The organism is Anabaena lutea FACHB-196 (assembly GCF_014698305.1).
Taxonomy (GTDB): domain Bacteria; phylum Cyanobacteriota; class Cyanobacteriia; order Cyanobacteriales; family Nostocaceae; genus Anabaena; species Anabaena lutea.
This window is the reverse complement of sequence record NZ_JACJST010000026.1, coordinates 1-20,371: the sequence shown is the minus strand read 5'-3', so window position 1 is coordinate 20,371 and position 20,371 is coordinate 1. Positions and strand designations below refer to the sequence as shown.

General features: G+C 40.2%; 22 protein-coding genes, 1 tRNA gene and 1 pseudogene. 13 read left to right on the top strand and 11 right to left on the bottom strand.

The genetic code is table 11. The annotated features are described in order from the left end of the window. Positions 1-80: 80 nt before the first annotated feature. Entirely contained in the window at positions 81-605 is a 525-nt protein-coding gene (locus H6G59_RS22355) for an SRPBCC family protein (RefSeq protein ID WP_190718638.1), read from the bottom strand. Between the two features lie 87 nt (positions 606-692). Further along, a complete protein-coding gene (locus H6G59_RS22350) occupies positions 693-899 on the bottom strand; it encodes a hypothetical protein (protein WP_190718635.1) in 207 nt (68 codons plus the stop codon). Positions 900-990: 91 nt separating this feature from the next. Between H6G59_RS22350 and hemF the strand changes: the two genes are divergently transcribed. Both hemF and H6G59_RS27665 read left to right on the top strand, forming a co-directional pair. Next, positions 991-2,037 carry an oxygen-dependent coproporphyrinogen oxidase gene (hemF, locus tag H6G59_RS22345; protein ID WP_190718632.1) on the top strand — a complete coding sequence of 349 codons (1,047 nt, stop codon included), beginning with the start codon at positions 991-993 and terminating at the stop codon, positions 2,035-2,037. A 252-nt stretch (positions 2,038-2,289) separates the two neighbouring features. Beyond that, positions 2,290-2,652, top strand: a pseudogene (locus H6G59_RS27665) (STAS domain-containing protein); the annotation flags it as partial. A gap of 133 nt (positions 2,653-2,785) precedes the next feature. Here H6G59_RS27665 and H6G59_RS22335 read toward each other — a convergent pair. Further along, positions 2,786-3,367, bottom strand: coding sequence for a chromophore lyase CpcT/CpeT (locus tag H6G59_RS22335; RefSeq protein ID WP_190718630.1), 582 nt, complete (start codon positions 3,365-3,367; stop codon positions 2,786-2,788). A 367-nt stretch (positions 3,368-3,734) separates the two neighbouring features. On the opposite strand from H6G59_RS22335, the gene psb29 reads away from it, so the two are divergent. After that, on the top strand, positions 3,735-4,442 hold the full coding sequence (psb29, locus tag H6G59_RS22330) for a photosystem II biogenesis protein Psp29 (protein ID WP_190718626.1): 708 nt from the start codon (positions 3,735-3,737) through the stop codon (positions 4,440-4,442). A 181-nt stretch (positions 4,443-4,623) separates the two neighbouring features. Here psb29 and H6G59_RS22325 read toward each other — a convergent pair whose 3' ends face one another. The 3 genes from H6G59_RS22325 to H6G59_RS22315 form a co-directional block, all read right to left on the bottom strand. Continuing rightward, a complete protein-coding gene (locus H6G59_RS22325) occupies positions 4,624-4,986 on the bottom strand; it encodes a phage holin family protein (protein WP_016953266.1) in 363 nt (120 codons plus the stop codon). 247 nt (positions 4,987-5,233) lie between these two features. Next, on the bottom strand, positions 5,234-5,890 hold the full coding sequence (locus tag H6G59_RS22320; protein WP_190718622.1) for an ExbD/TolR family protein: 657 nt from the start codon (positions 5,888-5,890) through the stop codon (positions 5,234-5,236). Further along, on the bottom strand, positions 5,880-6,668 hold the full coding sequence (locus tag H6G59_RS22315) for a MotA/TolQ/ExbB proton channel family protein (protein ID WP_190718619.1): 789 nt from the start codon (positions 6,666-6,668) through the stop codon (positions 5,880-5,882). Before H6G59_RS22315 ends, H6G59_RS22320 begins: the two co-directional genes overlap by 11 nt. Before the next feature lie 215 nt (positions 6,669-6,883). Between H6G59_RS22315 and H6G59_RS22310 the strand changes: the two genes are divergently transcribed. Further along, positions 6,884-7,186 (top strand): YkvA family protein, encoded by a 303-nt coding sequence (locus H6G59_RS22310; protein ID WP_190718616.1) that lies wholly within the window; start codon positions 6,884-6,886, stop codon positions 7,184-7,186. A 49-nt stretch (positions 7,187-7,235) separates the two neighbouring features. Here H6G59_RS22310 and H6G59_RS22305 read toward each other — a convergent pair whose 3' ends face one another. Next, the gene (locus tag H6G59_RS22305) at positions 7,236-7,613 is read right to left on the bottom strand and encodes a GxxExxY protein (RefSeq protein WP_190718613.1); all 378 of its coding nucleotides are present in this window, start codon (positions 7,611-7,613) and stop codon (positions 7,236-7,238) included. 41 nt (positions 7,614-7,654) lie between these two features. Beyond that, the gene (locus tag H6G59_RS22300) at positions 7,655-10,861 is read right to left on the bottom strand and encodes a glycoside hydrolase family 15 protein (RefSeq protein WP_190718610.1); all 3,207 of its coding nucleotides are present in this window, start codon (positions 10,859-10,861) and stop codon (positions 7,655-7,657) included. 343 nt (positions 10,862-11,204) lie between these two features. Between H6G59_RS22300 and H6G59_RS22295 the strand changes: the two genes are divergently transcribed. The 3 genes from H6G59_RS22295 to H6G59_RS22285 all read left to right on the top strand — a co-directional run bounded on the left by H6G59_RS22295 (position 11,205) and on the right by H6G59_RS22285 (position 13,171). After that, positions 11,205-12,308, top strand: a complete 1,104-nt coding sequence (locus tag H6G59_RS22295; protein ID WP_190718606.1) for an acyltransferase family protein — start codon at positions 11,205-11,207, stop codon at positions 12,306-12,308. A 246-nt stretch (positions 12,309-12,554) separates the two neighbouring features. Further along, positions 12,555-12,830 (top strand): ribbon-helix-helix domain-containing protein, encoded by a 276-nt coding sequence (locus H6G59_RS22290; protein ID WP_071191377.1) that lies wholly within the window; start codon positions 12,555-12,557, stop codon positions 12,828-12,830. Continuing rightward, positions 12,827-13,171, top strand: a complete 345-nt coding sequence (locus H6G59_RS22285; protein WP_190718603.1) for a type II toxin-antitoxin system PemK/MazF family toxin — start codon at positions 12,827-12,829, stop codon at positions 13,169-13,171. The genes H6G59_RS22290 and H6G59_RS22285 overlap by 4 nt, the downstream gene beginning before the upstream one ends. A 50-nt stretch (positions 13,172-13,221) precedes the next feature. On the opposite strand, the gene H6G59_RS22280 is transcribed toward H6G59_RS22285, so the two are convergent. Further along, positions 13,222-14,160, bottom strand: a complete 939-nt coding sequence (locus H6G59_RS22280) for a serine hydrolase (protein WP_190718600.1) — start codon at positions 14,158-14,160, stop codon at positions 13,222-13,224. A 113-nt stretch (positions 14,161-14,273) separates the two neighbouring features. Here H6G59_RS22280 and H6G59_RS27660 point away from each other — a divergent pair, with 113 nt between their 5' ends. From H6G59_RS27660 to H6G59_RS22265, 4 genes are all read left to right on the top strand, one after another. Continuing rightward, complete coding sequence (locus H6G59_RS27660) at positions 14,274-14,402, top strand: hypothetical protein (RefSeq protein ID WP_277924647.1); 129 nt, start codon at positions 14,274-14,276, stop codon at positions 14,400-14,402. A gap of 88 nt (positions 14,403-14,490) precedes the next feature. Continuing rightward, positions 14,491-15,204, top strand: a complete 714-nt coding sequence (locus H6G59_RS22275) for a C40 family peptidase (protein WP_190718598.1) — start codon at positions 14,491-14,493, stop codon at positions 15,202-15,204. Positions 15,205-15,444: 240 nt separating this feature from the next. After that, positions 15,445-16,455 (top strand): glycosyltransferase family 2 protein, encoded by a 1,011-nt coding sequence (locus H6G59_RS22270; protein ID WP_190718595.1) that lies wholly within the window; start codon positions 15,445-15,447, stop codon positions 16,453-16,455. Positions 16,456-16,502: 47 nt separating this feature from the next. Then, positions 16,503-17,735 carry an MFS transporter gene (locus H6G59_RS22265; RefSeq protein ID WP_190718592.1) on the top strand — a complete coding sequence of 411 codons (1,233 nt, stop codon included), beginning with the start codon at positions 16,503-16,505 and terminating at the stop codon, positions 17,733-17,735. Positions 17,736-17,874: 139 nt separating this feature from the next. Here H6G59_RS22265 and H6G59_RS22260 read toward each other — a convergent pair. Next, positions 17,875-17,948 (bottom strand) — tRNA-Arg (locus H6G59_RS22260). 38 nt (positions 17,949-17,986) lie between these two features. Here H6G59_RS22260 and moaC point away from each other — a divergent pair. Beyond that, entirely contained in the window at positions 17,987-18,493 is a 507-nt protein-coding gene (moaC, locus tag H6G59_RS22255; RefSeq protein WP_190718588.1) for a cyclic pyranopterin monophosphate synthase MoaC, read from the top strand. A gap of 1 nt (position 18,494) precedes the next feature. On the opposite strand, the gene H6G59_RS22250 is transcribed toward moaC, so the two are convergent. After that, on the bottom strand, positions 18,495-18,692 hold the full coding sequence (locus H6G59_RS22250; protein ID WP_190718585.1) for a DUF2795 domain-containing protein: 198 nt from the start codon (positions 18,690-18,692) through the stop codon (positions 18,495-18,497). Between the two features lie 446 nt (positions 18,693-19,138). Between H6G59_RS22250 and H6G59_RS22245 the strand changes: the two genes are divergently transcribed. Next, positions 19,139-20,278: a GAF domain-containing protein gene (locus H6G59_RS22245; protein ID WP_190718583.1), complete on the top strand. Its 1,140-nt coding sequence runs from the start codon at positions 19,139-19,141 to the stop codon at positions 20,276-20,278. Positions 20,279-20,371: the final 93 nt, after the last annotated feature.

The window sequence follows — 20,371 nt, the reverse complement described above, 5'->3', positions numbered from 1 at the left end:
CTACTTGCATCTTAACTTTCTTGGGTCATTAGTCATTGGTTTATTAATTTTCCCCTGCTTTCTGTCACCTGTCACCCGACTTAAAAATCAAAACAACTATTATCCAAAGATTTTTTCTTGCCTGATACTGTTGGTAATGCTGCCTTTTCTACAGCTTCAACCAAGGAACGTGCTACCCGATCTGCATAAGGACGAGAGAACGACCAAATTAGAGGTGATAACCAACCGCGTAATGTCACAGAATAAGATAAATAACTTCCACAAACAGTTGACTCCACTTGGTATGTCACCCGTTCCTCAATTCCGGGAATTGCCAAAATGCGGATACTCAGCATTTTTTTGGGATTGACGCATTCTACAAAAATCTGGATGGGAATCGGCGAAAAGCGTGTGAAAGCCTGGAAAATCAATCCAGGTTTGGGGACTAGTCCTAATGGTACGTTGGTACTTTTGAGTAGTGGATGCCAAGAAACATCTGTGAAGTCAACTACTTGTTGCCACAGTTCATCTACAGAAGCAGAACTGATCTCTCGATACGTCCGCACCAGAGCAGCGCAAAATCGAAGACGTTTGCGGTGGCTGAATTTTGACAACCAACTTTGCACTTTTCTCATCCTCCTCTAGGAGCAAACCTACACAGTATCTGGTAACTTTGGCATTTTCGGCAGTAGCTTTTTGCTTGAGCCTTTCATCTATTTGCCACAGATGCCAGACAACAAACAAACTACTTTGTAGACTAATTGGTCAGAGTCTGGTATTCGTACCAGAATGTTCCAAGCAAAAAGTCGAAAAAAAACTTGGTTAATATACAAGCCTATACGCATTTGAGGGACAATAGCTCTAGTCATGCCCATCAATGGTGTAAAAGCTTGACAACTAGGAAAAAGCAGTTTTGGCATTCTTGAGCTTTGGTGGCTCTGATTGCCGACAAATTTTGAAAATGAAAATTTGTAGCTTTCACAGAAATTGTAATTTTAGGTTCGGGAATCTATGTTGACCAACTCGCAAACACCCACTCTAGCAGCAGAATCATCCCACTTTCTTCCAGCATCTGACGCTCAGGCTAGAGTCAGTCAGTTTATGCAAAATTTACAAGCCGAAATTACTCAAGGTTTAGAGGAACTGGATGGTGTTGGTAAGTTTCAAGAAGACAGTTGGCAGCGTCCAGAAGGGGGTGGCGGGCGATCGCGTGTACTGCGTGATGGGGCTATCTTTGAACAAGCTGGTGTAAATTTTTCTGAAGTTTGGGGTTCCCATCTGCCACCGTCAATTTTAGCTCAACGCCCTGAAGCAGAAGGACACGGCTTTTATGCCACAGGAACTTCACTGGTGTTACATCCCCGTAATCCTTACGTACCCACAGTCCATTTAAATTACCGCTATTTTGAAGCAGGCCCAGTATGGTGGTTTGGTGGTGGCGCTGATTTGACACCTTATTATCCCTTTGCTGAAGATGCAGCCCATTTCCATCAAACTCTCAAACAGGCTTGCGATCAACATCACCCAGAATATTATCCGGTGTTTAAGCGTTGGTGTGATGAATATTTCTATCTCAAACATCGAGATGAAACACGCGGTGTGGGCGGTTTGTTTTTGGATTACCAAGATGGTCAAGGGGCTATATATCGCGGACCCGACCCCAATGGGGCAGCAGCTATTTATAGTAATGAGGTAGGAAAACTACCACCACGGACTTGGGAAGAATTATTTGCATTGGTGCAAGACTGTGGTCGAGCCTTTTTACCAGCCTATGTACCAATTGTGCAAAGACGACATGGGATAGAATATGGCGATCGCCAACGGAATTTTCAACTATACCGTCGCGGCAGATATGTAGAATTTAACTTGGTTTACGACCGGGGGACAATTTTTGGACTCCAAACCAACGGACGCACAGAATCCATTCTCATGTCCCTACCACCTTTAGTGCGTTGGGAATACGGCTACAAACCAGAACCCAATTCGCCCGAAGCTGAGTTGTATGAAACTTTTCTCAAGCCTCAAGATTGGATCAACTGGACACCAAGTCATACTTAAGGTATGTGCGTTAAACTACTAAATACGGACATTTCCCAAAAATGTCGTGTTTTTAGCTGTAGCTTGCTCATCTCCAATTTCATCTGAGGATGATTCTGTGTCTGGTGAGCCAACTAACTTACTAAAAATCTAAGAACTATCCCAATGAAGGTGAAATTTAAAGATGAAAAGAACAGCAAGTTTTTTGGCTCACTAATTTTAAGTCTATATACAAAAGTAGTTGATATTCAGCCCATATCACGGAGAAGTACAGTGAATATAGACCAAAAAGCCTATACAACCCAAGACGGCAGTACTGTAATTGTTTTGAAACCTACAGATCGCTTAGACATCACAACTGCTTGGCAATTTCGTCTGAAATTACAGGAATGTATTTCCAAAATCAGTCGTCATGTAGTTGTGAACCTGGAACAAGTAGATTTTATTGATAGTTCTGGTCTCACTGCTTTGGTCGCTGGGATGCGTGATGCTGATAAAGTTAAGGGCAGTTTCCGCATTTGCAATGTCCACCCAGATGCCAAACTTGTTTTTGAGGTGACAATGATGGACACAGTTTTTGAAATCTTTGAAACTGAAGCAGAAGCTTTAGAAACCCTGTTCCCCAGCTTAGTCAGCAACGATCATCATCTTTTCGAGCCAGGACATCAAAATACTCACCAGACAAGCCCCACGTCTGGTTTAAATTCCGCATCTGCTCAATTTGTCCAATCATTGGCAGATGAATCGACTTGACGTAAAGAGTGGATCTTCAATGAATCTTCGTGTAGCGATAAGGACCGACTGTTGCTCCCCATGTGGCTTTTCCAGTCTCGGAATCAATTCCTTTGTCGTAGCTGAGAAATTTGGTTTCAGTAGCCTCAAAACCCAAAGAAACTTGTATCCTGTTGCCAAGATAAGTAAAACTGCAAATACTTGCTGGAGGTGCAGAAGCAGTAAACCGATAAAGATTAGGGGCTAGGGTTTCCTGAGTCACTGACAAAATACAGCCTGGTAGTAAATCTAACTGCTCTGATGTCAACTGATTCAGTAAAGCGGGGTTACTACCTGCGCCTCGGAGGGCATTTGGATCTTTAGGCATATAGTATTGCACTTGTAGAAACTCAGACTCCTGTCTTAACCGCATGATTCTTTGGCGGTAAGGTTTGTCTAGGTTGACAGTATTCGCTTGTTCAGCAAATAGGGTGATACTGTCTTCTGAGAAAAGATTAATTGGTCGTTGCCATAAACGCAGGTGAACATACCAAACAGGTTCTGCCATAGCCTGTTCCTGATTGTCAAATTCACCAGCCAGGTACTGACCCAAAGTGATTAATTGTGGGGACAAGCTCATAAAATATCCGTAGATCAAAAATGATTATAAATCTGAGTTAGTTTGATCAGCAAGAGTAAGACAAAAAATAATTCGTAATTCGTAATTCGTAATTCGTAATTCAGTTTTGCAATAGCGGGACTTAAACCCCCACCTCTGCCTTCATAATTCTGCTTGATCCCCAGAAATAAAAATGATAGTGACAGAGAAAACTGCAAAGCTGATGCAGTAAGTCTTTGAGAATCAAAAATCCGTCTTGGAAAGTTTGCTCAAGTCGGCATAGCCGCCCACGCAACTTTCCGCAAAATCTAAAATCCAAAATTGTATAACTTGGCAAAGAAGCCTTTAAGCTAGAAAATAAGAACACGTCGCCCTTAACATTTTCTCTGTGAATAACGTCCGTACTGTCTCTGATACAAAGCGAACTTTCTACAGTCTTCATACCCGTCCAATCAACACTATTTACCGCCGGGTAGTGGAAGAGTTGATGGTGGAAATGCATCTGCTGTCGGTCAATGTCGATTTTAGCTACAATTCAATTTATGCCTTGGGCGTCGTCACAACTTTTGACCGCTTCATGCAAGGCTATCAACCCGAACGGGATCAAGAATCGATTTTTAGTGCCTTATCTCAGTCTGTAGAGCAAGATCCACAACTTTATCGACAGGATGCAGCCAGATTGCAAGCTGTCGCTCAGAGTTTACCAGCTAAAGACTTAATTGCTTGGTTGAGTCAAACCACTCACTTGGATGTAGATGGCGATTTGCAAGCACAACTGCAAGCAATAGCTCAAAATCCTAATTTTAAATACAGTCGCTTGTTTGCTGTTGGTTTATTCTCATTGCTGGAACTAGCAGATCCCGAACTAGTCAAAGATGACAAGCAACGCAATGAGGCACTCAAAGCGATCGCTAATGGTTTGCATTTATCAGAAGATAAACTTAGCAAAGATTTAGAATTATACCGCTCTAACCTAGACAAGATGGCACAAGCACTGATAGTGATGGCAGATATACTCACCGCTGATCGGAAAAAACGTGATCAGCGTCAACAAAAATCTACCACCTCAGTTGCCCCTCCTAGTAACAACGAATAATTCGTAATTCGTAATTCGTAATTCGTAATTCGTAATAGTGCTTACAGTCCCGCTAGGGATACGTAATTAAAGGTTGCCAATCATAAAATAGCCAATGCAAACCAACCTTGTTTACAACTAAGAAAATTTACAATGTAGTAAATTCTAAATTACGAATTAGCAATTACGAATTACGAATTATTTACACACCCAGTAATTTGTAAAGTACGCTGTTAATAACAGTCAGAGCAAAAGCTCCTAAAACAGCACTCCAAACACCATAACGTAAGCGAAAACCCTCCACTAACCATGCAGCTATACTAAAACAAGCCACAGCAATCATAAATGTGAAGATACCAGATAATAAGTCAAATGTGGCAAAATTTGGGATAATGAATACAGCACCTAGAATTGGTCTAACTAATGCTGTAATAATACCAAGAATTGCAGCGGAAAAGACGGCTTTTCCTGGAGTATCAATTTCAACCCCAAAAGGCAATTTGCTAATAATCCACAAGCTGATAGAAGTGACTATCCAAACAATTAACAGTGTCACAATATTCATTGCCGCAACCCTTGAAACGTAAATGGTGATGGCGATAAATTACTTGGTTTATTGATAGAAAAATCTGTGTAGCTTAACCAATTATTTATAAATTAGCAGCAGTTCTGACTCCAACTGGATTTTATTTTAGATATCTTTAGGTTTATCCAATTTTTCTTGATATTTCTAAAAAATAAAATTCCCCCTAGCCCATACTATTAAAGAGGGTTTGGGGGATTTTAACATACAAACGTTTACAGAAATTGTGTCACCTTTTAGGTGTAGAATTGCTGTTTCCCGGTGCTACAGGCACTTGAGGGACGCTGTTGTTGGGAACTATAGGCGAAACACCAGGATTGATACCTTCCCCAGTAGCAGGCAATTGATTTGGGGCTAGGGGCAGAGAAGGGTTAAAATTGCCTTGAGCATCACTGCCTGGAATTGGTACCGTGTTAGGTATTGGCATCATCGGGGTAATTGGTGAGTTGGTGAGTGGTTGCGATGGCCCAGGAATAATTCCCAAAGACACACGATTACCTCCCACTTGCCGCAGCAAATCTAATGTTTGGATGACATCGTTATAAGTTGCTGTACGCGATGCATTCAGCACCAAGATGCCATTAGGATTTGCTTGGACATATTGCTTTAATCTTGCTTCTAATTCCTCCCGTCTGACAGGATCTTTTTCAATGTAAGTTTGACCAACAGCATCAATAGTCACAGGTAAGATATTACTACTCTTCTGTGAACTAGCAGCAGAAGTTGTACCAGTGCTGGCTTTGGGTAAATCAACATTAATTGCTTGTTGACGAGTAAATTGCAAGGCCGCTAACAAAAAGAATGTCAGAATACAAAAAACGACATCAATTAAAGGGATAATTTGAATTTGGACTTCTTCAACGGGAGTATGCAGGTTAACTTTCATTTTCTAGCTCTGGTGACGAGTTAGGGTGAGAACTTTGGGGTGTTTCCTCTGGAGGGGTTTCGGGGGTTTCTGTAAACTTGTTTTTACCTCGCTTGCGGGGTGGATTAAAGCGTTCCCGTGCAGATTCCCGTACAATTCCTGATGTACTTTGATGAGGATCAGGGGGAAACTGACGATAGAGTAACTCTAAATCATTCCCAGCTTTATTAAAAACTTTGACTTGGTTAACAACAAAACCCTGAAACAGGCGATAAAATACCAAAGTAGCGATCGCAACGATTAAGCCGGCAGCGGTACTAATCAGGGATTCCCCAATCCCCGTAGTTACGCCAGCCGTCGATTCAGTACCCAAATCGCCAATGCGAATTGAGCGCAAAGAGTGAATCAAACCTAAAACTGTACCCAACAATCCTAATAGCGGGGAGAGAGCAATCACAGATTCTAAAAGTTTTTCTCCCCTCCGCATACCTGCTATTTCTTCTGCGGCTGTTGACTCTAGCGCCAATCGAAAGGTTTCCGCATCACCTTTTTGTAAACGTAGCGGTGCATAGAGAAAACGTCCAATCGGCTGATCTACTGCTTTTTGGGCAATTTCTGTAGCTATTTCCCAATTCTCCGCAGCAGCATCAAGAACGCGCTCAACTATTTCCTTTTCCTGTGTCAAAATCCGCAACCAGAACCACAGACGCTCGAAAATGACACTTAACGATAGGACAGACAGCACCAGTAGAGGCCACATTGCTGGGCCGCCCTTCTTAAACAAATCTAAAATATCCACTGTGTAGGTTTCCTCCCTCCATTACTAGAGCAACAATGCTAGAGCATTTTAATTCTAGAGATTAATGCACCATTACCACACTCAGCCACTTTATCGCTAGATAAGTAGTAAATAACTCCTTACTACTACCATCTTCTATACACACTAGGGCGGTTATTCCCACCGGGAGTTTAGAAGAGAATTTGCCAAAATAAAAATAACTGGAGGTTAAAAATATGAACTTCTCAATTCAATCGCTTTACACATGGTATCGGAACACACTTCGTAATCCCAAATACCGTTGGTGGGTAATTCTGGGTACAATAGCGTATCTTCTCAGCCCCATAGATATTGCTCCCGATTTTATACCTGTTATTGGACAAATTGATGATGTTTTGCTTTTGACTTTACTAGTTTCTGAAGTTTCTGGATTAGTTATTGATGGCTGGAAAGCGAAAAAAGGTGATGTAGAAACTAGTGTTAATGAGTCTACATCTACAGATAATACTGTTGATGTTGATGCTGTTTCTGTGAAATAAGTTTTTTTAACGCAGAGGAACGCGGAGGTTAACGCGGAGGTACGGGGAGTTAGAGGTTGTTAGCTACTCGTTTGATGCCATCTTTGAGGTGAAGGACGTTAAAGTTGATGAGGAGTCCGAGTTTACATTTGGCTAGTTTGAGATAAGTGAGAAGTTGAACGGAGTGGATTGGGTTTAAGGATTCCAAGGCTTTAACTTCTACTATGATTTTGTTTTCGACTAGTAAATCTAACCGATAAGCACAATCTAATTTTACATTTTCGTAAATCAAGGGGACAGGAATTTGTCTACCAATATTGAGATTGGCTTTTTTGAGTTCATAGTCTAAACATTCCTCATAGGCTGACTCTAACAACCCAGGTCCCAACGCAGTATGTACCCTCATCGCACAACCAATAATCAACCCACTTAACTCATTCTCTTGCATTCTCTGCGTTCCTCCGCGCTTACCTCTGTGTTCCTCTGCGTTTAAGCATCTTCACCAAACTCTATCAAGAACCTAAACGCCTTCAAAATATAATTAGCGCAATCTTGAGGAGAAGTGTTGTAAAAATGTGGCCATGCTAAACCTTTATCTTCATCATAATGATTACTGCGATGGGGATGATTTTCTAGCCATGCTAACCGCACTGCGTGACCGACTAACACATCTAAAACTATATATTCTTCAATTTGTAAGCTGGGGTTATTAGCGACGATTGCGGCTAATTCCATCAATGCTTCTACATTAACTTGGCGATATTCTGGGGCTTCAATTTTATTCAATAAATGTTCAACTAGCAAAGCAAAATTTCTTTCTCCTGATGTCATTTCTGAAAGCATTACTTCACTATCTAAACGATTGCGTCGTTCTAATTTATCGCCAATTACTAGACCTTTACAATGTTGCATTAATAGCCAAACTTGTTTAAAAAAGTCTTTAGGAACGCGGTTGAGTGCGCCTTCGGCTTGGCGAAATCTGCGCCAGTTTTCGGAATTAATGGCAATTTCTTCGCTAATTGCTGGTAAAACTACCCAAGCGATATCACTTTCTTTTTGTTTGACGTGAAGTGATTCTTGTTGACGTAATAAACCACTAACGCCACTATAACCAGTTAATACTTTATACAAGCGGATTTTTACTTCAAATGGCGAAAGTTGCATTAAGTAATCGTAGGCTTCATCTTGAGTGACGTGCAATTCTTGAGCTAGTTCGCTGGTAATTAATAGAATCAGATAACCGACTCTTAGGGTTAGCAGTCCTTGAAATAATTCTGGTTCTGATTTGATTAATATACCCAAATAAATCAAAATCTCTTGGGTCAAAACGCGATCGCGGATATCCTCACGACAGAAGTTATTAATTTTTTCCGCAATTTCATGGTGAGACATGGGTACAACCATCAGAGAAGCCTCACTGTAAGCCCTACCCACAGCAATTTGCTTACCTCGTACCACTATACTTGTGACTGCATCAGATAAGCCAATATCCACCATTCGGCGCAAACCCGCAGCGCGACGCACCACTGCCCAAATACCTAAATCTCCGGCTTTGGTGTAAACTTCATCCAGTAAATCTGCTACTGTTACAGGTCTTCCGGGGCCACCATATCCTGTATCAAATTCTAAACTCTGTAAACGTTTTAAAGTTTGCAATAACTCAATTTGCTCATAAATATTTTCTGATGAACGCAAATGCAGCAACAATGAATTCAGGTTAGTTTCACATTCCATTTGGAATTCTTGGGTATGTCCTAACCGCCAATTTTTTGCCGGATTATAAGCTAGATAATAGCAACGTATCCCGGCATTTTTTAATGGTAATTGGGAAAATTCCGCATTGGGAAGAAAATCAATTGTTTGCATTCCTGCTGTCAGCATCAACTGATTTATTCGCCCTAATTTTACCTGGACACCGTTACAAACACCATCTTTTAGTTCTTGCATTAATTCTAATAATGCTTCGGAACCGATTTCTAACATGGTGTGAGTTAACATTAAAGTTAGCGTCGGACGACCTAAATCACTCCAATATTTTTGGATATAAGCTAATTCACTTCTCAGTTGATCTACCAAAAAGTGGTAATCAAGAGTTAAATAAAACTGCTGAGAATCTAGAAAAGATGGTAAAAATACGACTGTTTCACCGCAAATCCTAAAAATTCTTGATGTCGTCAAACTCCGCAAACGTCTTATCGGACGACCAGTTAAACCGAGTTTATCATTCCGCCCAATTTGTGTATAAATGTGGGAAAGATCCCCAGATTTTCTCACTTGAATTGGTTCAACTTGGGTAGGAGTTTGGGTTTCAATTCCGTGAACTGCTAGCTTGGCTTGTAATTCTTCGTCTTCTGCTAATAAAGCAATTTGTATTAATGCTTCGCGTTTTTTGTTGATACACAAATTTCTACCTAAAGGGTCAATTTCGCCAATTGCTATTAATCCTTCACTCAACATTTGACCAAGTAAGTATAAACTTTGCGCCCAAACTAAAGGGATATTTTCATTAGGTAAACGGGGTTGAGTTTGTGGTGCTAATTTTTCGGCTTCGACGTTTTCAGCAGGGACATAATAAAGTTCAGGTAATAACCGTTGTCCTTCACTTTCTACAAGTAATGATTCTAATAGTTGTTGATATTTTTTAACTTGTTCTTGTTCTCCGCGAAATATACCATCAAGAACTAAATATGTGAAAAATAACGGCCATTCACATTCAATATCTTCAAATTGCTTTAATTCCCCAGGTTCATAATGTAAGCGTTGAGTGTCTTCTAAAACGGTTTGATGTCCATCCCGCAAAAAGCGTTTACAACCGTATTTACCTGCGAGTTTGGTGATAATTTTATTAAAAGTCCGTTCTCGCAATTGCACATCTTCCACTGCAAAAGCGGGATAACTAATAATACTTAAAAGTGCTGCATCAACTTCTTTGGAACCTGATTCTCTTGGTAATAAAGATTCTAAGGTAATTCTGGCTCTAGCAATTTCATCGGGTAGTACATGAATTACTGAAGTTTGACTTCCATGTATACCAAAAAGATTGAGTCCGTTGATAGCTTCTAAAGCTGCTTTAGCCATTCCTACGGAACTAGCATTTAATTCAGCACTACCATGATTAATTTTATTTCCTCTTTCCCAAATGCCAAAGTCTGGAGTGCGGTAAGCTCGGCCAATATAATAAACTAAATTCTGGACAAAGTTAACTTCATCAAGTGTATAAATAATTGATAATCCCCCAGCAGTCATTTGCGCCAACATCAGTAAAAATATTGATGTTGCATCAAGTTGCAAATGTCCCCATTCGTCATCACCAACTACAATGTCACCAGTGGCTGTATTGTATTTAGCGTGCAGTCCATCTAATAAAGATTGAGTATGCTTAAATGTTTCTACTTTTTGTGCTTGTCGCATCATGGCAAACAGCAAGCCCCGCATTAGCTTGACAACACTGTGCTGAAGTTCGTAGGTGCGCCCCTCGTCGTGGTCTAGTTTACGATATGCAAGAGCTAAACCCCAAACTGCTAAAATGCTGTAGACGTTATCTCTTACCCAAGCATCGGTATAATCACCATGAGCGGTAATTGCTGTACTCGCAGGGAGCAAACCAGTAATGGGATTTTGACGAGCTATGATAATTGTCTTGATTTGCTGGTAATAAGTATCCAGACGAGTTGACAATGCTATGGGTGTTTTCATAAGTTGCTGGGGAACGGCTTGGTAAATTCAACCTTATAACGGCGAGGTAAATAATATAACTCAATACAGAAAGACTTTTGTCAATGGTGACAAGATGACAACTAGCTAAGGGTTATGTGTTTACTGAGATATGAGCTAGAAAACAATTTTCCTACTTATCCGTACAAAAAAACTATTTCTACACAATTTTAATCACAATTTGGAAGATACATACCATTTTCTGATAAATTAAATTATTTGCCATCTAGCTCTTAAGCTCTCGGTGAGACAAAAGCTATTAGCGATGATGATTAAATCCTAATTTTTAAGAGCTTACTACTGTAATAGGAAATTATTCAATCTCATGAAACTCAAACATATTGATGCTTTAAGAGGAATTGCTGTCCTATTAGTTATTTTGGTTCATACAAACGACAGTGTGAATGGAGTATCATCACCATTACTATACTTTTCAAAGTATGGACAAATGGGTGTGCAGTTGTTTTTTATTATTTCTGCTTATACTTTGTGTCTTTCTATGGAAAGACATCAAGGAGAATACTTGAAATTGCTAAATTATGCTATTCGTAGATATTTTAGAATAGCACCTCTGTATTACATAGCAATATTTATTTATATGTTACGGAGTGGTGTAAACATATATATTGATTCGGGAATTTTTACAATTGACGGAAAATACAATTTTATTAATATTGCTACCAATTTGTTATTTGTGCATGGACTTTACCCGCCTGCAAATAACAATATAGTTCCTGGCGGTTGGTCTATCGGTACTGAAATGTTGTTTTATATGATTTTCCCTTTTGTATATACATTATATAGGAAAATACAACGAGACAAAAGTATTTTATATCTAATTTTACCGTTGATAATGCTATTCATAAATATTATAGTTCAATATGTCATTGGGGTTGAACCTACGAATGGTGGCTTTATTTATTTTAGTATTATTAATCAATTACCTGTATTCTTGTTAGGTATAAGTTTATTTTTTTTAGATAAAAATCAAATATTAAAATCCTTCACTTATCAGCTTGATATTATTCTTTTTATTTTCTTAACTGCTATTTCCATGATGTTAATGTTTAAATTTCATATTCCCTATCGAGACGCTCTTATACCATTTATATCGGGATTATCTTTTATTTTTTTATATGATTTCTCTTCAAAAAAAAATTTTCTCAATCGTCAAACTCTGATGAATTTAGGCAGAGTATCTTTTTCTGTTTACATATTCCATTTCTTATTCGCCTGGGATTTATCTAGAACGATATACGGTTATTGTAAGTCTTTTTTACCAGGAGATATCTTATTAGTTATGTGTTTTATAATCACAACTATTTTAACGTATAAAATTGCGGTAATTACAGAAAATCTCATTGAAAAAAGAGGGATAAATCTAGGAAAGTTATTGATAGAAAAAATCCAAAATAAATCAGTCTCATAGATTTAAAAAACTGGGGTTGACAATGACTAGGAAAAGGTTGAGTCTGATGGAGATGGCATGGGTAAAAAAATAGTATTGATACGGAGTAACCACGCCTCTATTGATTGCTGAATTCCGCTTTAATTACTGAGGTCTAACTGATGTCTAAATGTGGAAATTATTTATGATCAACTTGCACTTACTAATTGATGCTCAAAACGATATCATATAAAGCATCACTTCAGACATCACAGCCTAGAACGCGCCATGAAAGCAGAAACAATTCGCACGACGTTAACAATCCCGAAAGAACTGCTAGAAGCTACAGATAAAGCAGTGCTAGAGGGAAAAGCCAAAAGTAGGAATGATTTTGTGGTGCAGGCTTTGAAGCGGGAATTAGCAGCCCAAAAGAGAGCCGAAATTGATGCTGCTTTGGCAGAAATGGCAAAAGACCCAGATTATCAGACCGAAGTATTAAAAATGGAGGCTGAATTTGCGCCGGCTCAGTGGGAGGCGTTGCAGCTAGGGGAATCTCCAAGATGAAAAGGGGTGAAGTGTATGATGCGCGTCTAGAAATGACAGAAGGTTCGGAACAGGGAGGAACTCGCCCCGTAATTATTGTCAGTCGTGACGTGATTAATCTATCTAGCCCTGTGGTTTTAGCAGTACCTTGTACCACCTATCAAGACGGGAAGCGAGTTTACCCTACCCAAGTTTTAATTTTAGCACCAGATGGCGGACTGAGGAAAGACTCAATCGCAATGGCAGATCAGGTGCGGGTGTTGTCTAAAACCCGCTTTTTGCGTTTAAGAGGGGTACTTTCTGAAGTGGTAATGGCGCATTTGGCACAGGCTTTGTTGATTGCTTTAGATTTGCCCGGTTGAGTAGGAAGTAGAGTGCGTTAAATGCCGTTAACGCACCATTCATATCATGTTTATAAATTGCTAACCGCTGCCGCAATTTTTCCGGAAACAAAAGGTAAAATTTCCCGGCTTTTGGCTTGCGTTTTCCCTTCTGTAAATACCACTAAGAGATAAGGACGTTGATCTGGTAATTCAATATAAGCGGCATCGTGACGGACTGTGCTTGTCCAACCTGCTTTTGACCAGATTTGACTATTTTGGGGTAATCCACTGCCTAAGAAGCCTGTAACTTGGTCTTCTTCTACATCTTGGGGTAACTCCAGAGGGTTGAGACTGCGTTTGAGTAAAGCCATCATGGATTGCGATCGCCCACTCGACACCGCTACCCCACCCACGATACTATGCAATAACCTGGCAGTAGCATTGGTAGTCAGCATATTCCGATTTTCAAACATCTCTCCATAAAACGCCCTTTCTCTTCCATAGGGGCCATCACCCCAAGTTTTTTGACAGACGTTAATAGTCGCCATTTCTTCCCACCCCAAAGACTGATAATAGCGATTAATAATATGGCGCTGATATTTCCAAGTTTCAAAAGGGCCAGGGGGTAACTCTGCTCCAGATGTAGTACCGCTGAGAATATCGACAATTAAACTGGTAGCATCATTACTAGAGTCCACAATCATATCCCGCAAGGCTCGCTCCAATTCCTTGGAAGTATTGCTCATTCCCTTTTCTAGCCATTCATGAACTGCTACTAAATAAAACAACTTGACTACACTAGCGGGATAAGTGCGTTCTACACCACGATAACTAAATCCTCGCACCGGATGATTCCAAAAAGCATCAGGAGTCAACGCACCACCTGTATTTACTAGCACTGGTGGATCATAAACAACCCAAGTTAAAGCAATTTGGTTACGGGCTAAACTTGTAAATTTAGACCAAGTTGCCTCTAAAATTTCATTACCGAGATGTTCTAGTTGTTCGTTTTTATTAAAAAAAACCATTTGTGAATAATGTCCTTATGCTATCAGGAGTCTCGTTTCTCGCTTAATCCTATCATTACCTGTATAATTACTGAGATGGTAACTATGATTAGGCTGATTTTAGGTAATTTATCATGACACTTGATTTAATGAGGTTTTATCAAGCTTGCAACCCGAATAAAACTCTTGATAAAAGTAAAGCTGAAGATAGACAATACTATATTGATTTTTCAGAGGTGCAGCGGTTGTGTGATCATGTCTGAATAAGGATTTAAAGATTAACAGAATAATAGATTATATAATCCTGTTCATCCTTAAATCCTGGATATCCTGATTCAGATAATATTAATCATGTCAATAAACGTACTAATTCCCCATTCCCCAACAACAGAATATCACTGTAACATTGACCTAAATATCTATGATTCTCCTGAATGTGTCCGTTTAGCGACCCAAGCCGCAAAAGGACGACATTTAAAAATCACATCCAATCATCAAAATACAGCTATAGAAGTTCTTTTATGTGAAGATAACTATCCAGGATGGTTATCTGTTCAAGATTTGCAATTTCTCCAACCAACAGAAACAATATATCAACCCCAATTCATCTCAGCCGCAGAAATTCAACAACACATACCCGCAGTTATCGCTTTTACTCAAGCAGCAAAACGACAAGATAATTATTACCTTTGGGGTGGAACTGTAGCACCAAATTATGACTGTTCTGGTTTAATGCAAGCCGCTTTTAAATCTGTGGGTGTGTGGCTACCGCGAGATGCTTATCAGCAAGAAGATTTTACTCAACCAGTTGATATTAATGAAATACAACCAGGGGATTTAATCTTTTTTGGCACTCCCCAAAAAGCAACTCATGTAGGTTTGTATTTGGGTGATGGTTGCTATATTCACAGTTCAGGAAAAGAACAAGGACGCAACGGAATTGGAATTGATCAACTTTCGGAACAAGGTGATACAGTTAGTCAGTCATATTATAAACAATTACGCGGTGCTGGTAGAGTTGTGAAAAGTTATGAACCGCATAGAAAACAAAGTAGGGTGGGTTAGCGACAGCGTAACCCACCATTATCCTTGAGTTGATGGTGGGTTACGGACTAGCGTCCTAACTATCAACAATTACGCGGTGCTGGTAGAGTTGTGAAAAGTTATGAACCACATAGAAAACAAAGTAGGGTGGGTTAGCGACAGCGTAACCCACCATTATCCTTGAGTTGATGGTGGGTTACGGACTAGCGTCCTAACCCACCCTACAATGTAAAATCAGCTATCAGCTATCACCTACTAGCAATGATTAATCACCAACTACCAATTACCAATCACCCATTACCAATTACCAATCACCCATTACCAGATGTATCCGTAGTTGTACCCATAAAAGATGAAGTAGAAAGTTTACCTTTATTGTTGGAGGCGATCGCTTCCACTCTCAGTGCTAGTAATTTAAATTATGAAATCATCTGTGTAGATGATGGTTCTAGCGATGGTTCGGCGGAATTTCTCAAGGAACAAGCCCAAATTCGTTCTGATTTAAAAGCGGTAATTTTGCGGCGTAACTACGGACAAACTGCGGCTATGGCGGCTGGGTTTAATTATGCCACAGGAAAAGCGATTGTGACTTTAGATGCAGATTTGCAAAATGACCCAGCTGATATCCCTATGTTATTAGCAAAGCTGGATGAAGGTTATGATTTGGTCAGTGGTTGGCGGCAAAATCGCCAAGATGGGGCGGTAAATCGGTTGCTTCCTTCTAAAATTGCCAATTGGTTAATTCGTCGCAGTACAAGCGTTTATATTCATGATTATGGTTGTTCTCTGAAAGCCTATCGTAGCGAATTAGTTGCAGATATGAACCTTTACGGGGAATTACACCGCTTTTTACCGGCTTTGGCATATATCGAAGGGGCGAGAATTACAGAATTGCCTGTGCGTCATCATGCGCGACGGTTTGGAAAAAGTAAATATGGGATTTCACGGACTTTCCGGGTGTTGATGGATTTGTTAACTATTCTGTTTATGAAAAAATTCCTCACCCGGCCAATGCACGTTTTTGGGCTTTTGGGCTTAATTTCAATGGTTTCTGGGTTGGGAATCGGCATTTACTTGACTTTTCTGAAATTGGTTTGGGCTGAAATGATTGGAAATCGCCCTTTGCTGATTTTGGCGGTTTTATTACTAGTAACAGGCGTGCAGTTATTTTGCTTCGGTCTGTTGGCAGAGTTATTGATGCGTACTTATCATGAATCTCAAGGAAGGCCGATATATCGGGTGCGGGAAGTAGTGGCAAAAAATGTTAAGTAACGTAACAATAGAAAGACAAATTACTTAGCATTAAAATTGCATCTGCCGTGAAAGCTTTTGATACTTTTGACGCTGATCTGCGGCGAAACCTGCTGATATTGTTTGCGGCGGGTTTATTATTCTGGTCAAGTTTAGCTTCGTTGTTGCCCACTTTACCTTTATATATCGAGTCTATTGGCGCGACAAAGCAACAAATTGGAATTGTGATGGGTAGCTTTGCTATTGGGATGTTGCTATTTCGTCCCCTAGTTGGTGCATTAGCAGATAGTCGGGGGAGAAAGATTGTCTTGCTGATTGGGATGTCAGTGGCTGCGATCGCACCCCTTGGTTATTTGGTAGTAAAATCAATTCTACCTTTAATGGCAATTCGCGCCTTTCACGGTATCAGTATAGCTGCCTTTGCCACAGGTTACATCGCCTTGGTAGGAGATTTAGCACCAGAACACCGACGTGGTGAAATCATCGGTTATATGAGTTTGGTTAATCCTATCGGTGTAGCACTTGGCCCAGCTTTAGGTGGATATTTACAAGCCGCATATGGTTACACACCATTATTTTTGTCATCGGCTATTTTAGGTAGTTTGGGTATATTATGCATCCTACCAATTGCCAATCCATCTATTGTAGAACAACCTACAAACTCCACGGGTGATCGATTTTGGCAATTACTAATTAGTCCCCGTGTGCGTGTACCTGCTATTGTACTTTTACTGTTTGGTTTAGCTTTAGGTACTGTACATACCTTTATTGCGTTGTACATCAAATCAACAGGAGTAAATTTAAATGCCGGATTATTTTTTACAGCTGCGGCTATATCCAGTTTTAGTGTCAGGGTATTTACTGGTCGGGCTTCTGATCGATATGGGCGAGGTTTATTTATCACCTTCAGCTTAATGGTTTATACTTTGGCAATGATCTGTATTTGGCAGGCAAACAACCCCTTAACTTTCTTGCTGGGAGGATTTATAGAAGGTGCTGCTTCTGGAACAGTCATTCCTATGATTTCAGTAATGATGACAGATAGGGCATTACCCCATGAACGAGGGCGGATATTTGGCGTATCTTTAATGGGATTAGATTTTGGACTGATTATAGCTGGCCCAATTTTGGGTGCTGTTGCCCAACAAATCGGCTATCGCAGTATGTTTGGTTTTGCGACTGGTTTAAGTGTCTTGGCAATTCTGATTTTCGTCACCCAGTCCAGCCGAAATTTATCCAATTCCCTCCGCTTTGCCTTTGGTCGTGGTGAAGATGTTTATGCTTTGAAAAGCAGGGTGTAGGGCATTGGGTAGCATTAGGTAGAGGAGAAATTTTTGCCTCCTATTCCCTAATTACTGTCACCTGTCACCTGTTCCCTGTCACCTAAAAACAAAATGCACAAACCCTAAACAAAGAGCTTGTGCATTTTATTGTAATTAACGGGCGAGGAGGGATTCGAACCCCCGACACCGTGGTCCGTAGCCACGTGCTCTAGTCCACTGAGCTACACACCCTCAACCGACTGCATCTAATAATAACACATCTTTCTCAAATGACGCAAGATATTTTTTCAAATTCTGTTAACTTAACTCATCTCGATGATCAGGGAGAGGCGCAAATGGTTGATGTGTCTGACAAAATCCCTACTGTGCGCCAAGCTGTAGCGAAAGCCAGGGTGCGGATGCTGCCAGCCACCTTTGCCGCCATTCAAGCCGGAAATGCTCCTAAAGGGGATGTTTTGGGAACTGCTAGGTTAGCGGGGATTATGGCCGCCAAACAGACATCTAATTTAATTCCCCTTTGTCATCCTTTACCCTTACAAAAAATTACAGTTGAAGTAACACCAGATCCCCAACTACCCGGTTATCAAATTTATGCCACAGTGAAAACTAAAGCTGAAACTGGTGTGGAAATGGAAGCTTTAACTGCGGTTTCTGTGGCAGCGCTGACTTTGTACGATATGGCAAAAGCTTTAGAAAAGTCGATTCAAATTGAATCAATTAGTTTGGTAAGTAAGACTGGTGGAAAATCAGGCGATTATTCCCCACCAGTTCAATAAACTACTGAATCTCACCTATAGCTTTGTTAAGGTCGGTTGGATTTTCATATTCTTCATCATCTGGCAATTGTTCTAGTAATGAAAGCAGCTGCTTATCGGCTCCTTGCTCTCTAGCGTGTTCAATCAATTCTTCCTTATTAGCAGGATAGTCAACACCTTTCAAATGTTTTTGGAGTTCAACTGGATTTGCTTTAGGCATAATCATTCACCGCTTAAGGTCATTACCATCTTCACAAGTGGATTGATTAACTCCCTCTATCAAAAAGATGAATAAATGTTAATTCAAAAAAATAAAAATTCATCCACTTGGTTGATGTCAAAATTTTGGGATAAAAACTGATATTTCTCTCTTTGGTTTTGTTTCTTAGGCGGCGTGTTAGAAAATTTCTCATTCATCAACCAGCATTTCTATAGCTGTTGAGACATGAGCAAAAAAATTGATATTATTTGATAATATCAACCTAAAAATGATAAAATCTACGCACCAAAATTATTTGCCTTGACAGAGTGTGGTGAAAAGAGTGGAGAAGGGCTTTGACATTTTCCCAAAACTTTCTTTTTCTTCCCCTACACTCTGCCTAAACCATTGATTTTTACTCTCCGTAAGTTCTCAGTGATATTTCTTAATCAAGAGATGTTAAAACTATGTCCCCTCAGGGAAAGAATGCAGTAGAAGCAGGGCTTATATACACATCAACAGGCGGAATTCGTGCTGAGATGTTGCGCTCAGAAATCTATCGTGCTTGGGAAAGATCGCATTTACAAGGGGCTGATAACCGCGCTCTTCAAGCTGAGAAACTATCTAGCTTGGAGACTGAACGTTTAGTAAAGCAACATAGTGATCTGATTAATTTAGCGGCTCCCTACTTCCGAACCTTATCACAGGCTGCGGGAACAGATCGTCATGCAGTGATGTTAAGCGATCGCCAAGGCATTCTACTAGATGTAGTGGGAGACAAGCAAACCATACAAGCTTCCGAATCATTTCCTACTCCGGGTTCTCTGCTGTCGGAAGCTGTCGCTGGTGCCAATGGTATCGGTACTCCCTTAGCTGAAGAAGGTTATGTAGAAATCGTGGCCGCAGAGCATTTTATTCAAGGATTTCATCCCTTCACTTGCCAGGGAATTCCCCTGCGGGACGAAAACGGGGAGATTATTGGTGTGTTCAGTATCTCAGTCCGTCGTCCTGATGCAGGACAAAGATTGAAAGAGATATTGCTGTGTGCATCTCACGGTATTGAAGCAGAATTATTGATAGGAAATTTAGAAAAAGATATTCGCCGTGTGTTAGCATCAAATCCTGATGATTATCAACCATTAGAAGAACTGCGTCAAGATATCATTCAAGGGCATCAAGCCGCACGGTTAAAACTGGAAATTGGCTCTCGGATGGTAGCTGTTAATCGCTTAGATTATGCAATGCAATTGCTGCAACAGGCAGAAAAATCAATTCAAATATTTCGTCATCGTGCTGCAATTTGGCGGAGTTTAGCATCATTAGAAATCGGACAAATTCAACCTCTATCACTTAGTGATAGTTTGCACGATTTGGTAGACCTTTTAGCAACTGAGGCTGCTATCCGCAAGGTGGAAATTCTCACTTACTGGACAGAGATAATTACAGTATCAGCAGATATCAGATCGCTGTTACGCAAGCTGCTGCGCTGTTTTCTCAATTCTTTTGAGAATGCAGGTAAAGGTGGCACAGTAAAAGTTATAGTTGAAAAAATGCCCTATGCTGAATTTGCACAAGTCCGTTTTACATCTCTTCCTGGATCAGGGTAAGAGCATCTCAATTAGGCTTGACATAAGGGATGAGAGGAATCTAATGTAGAGTCAATGAAACAGGAACTGAGAACTCGAATCATATAATTGTTA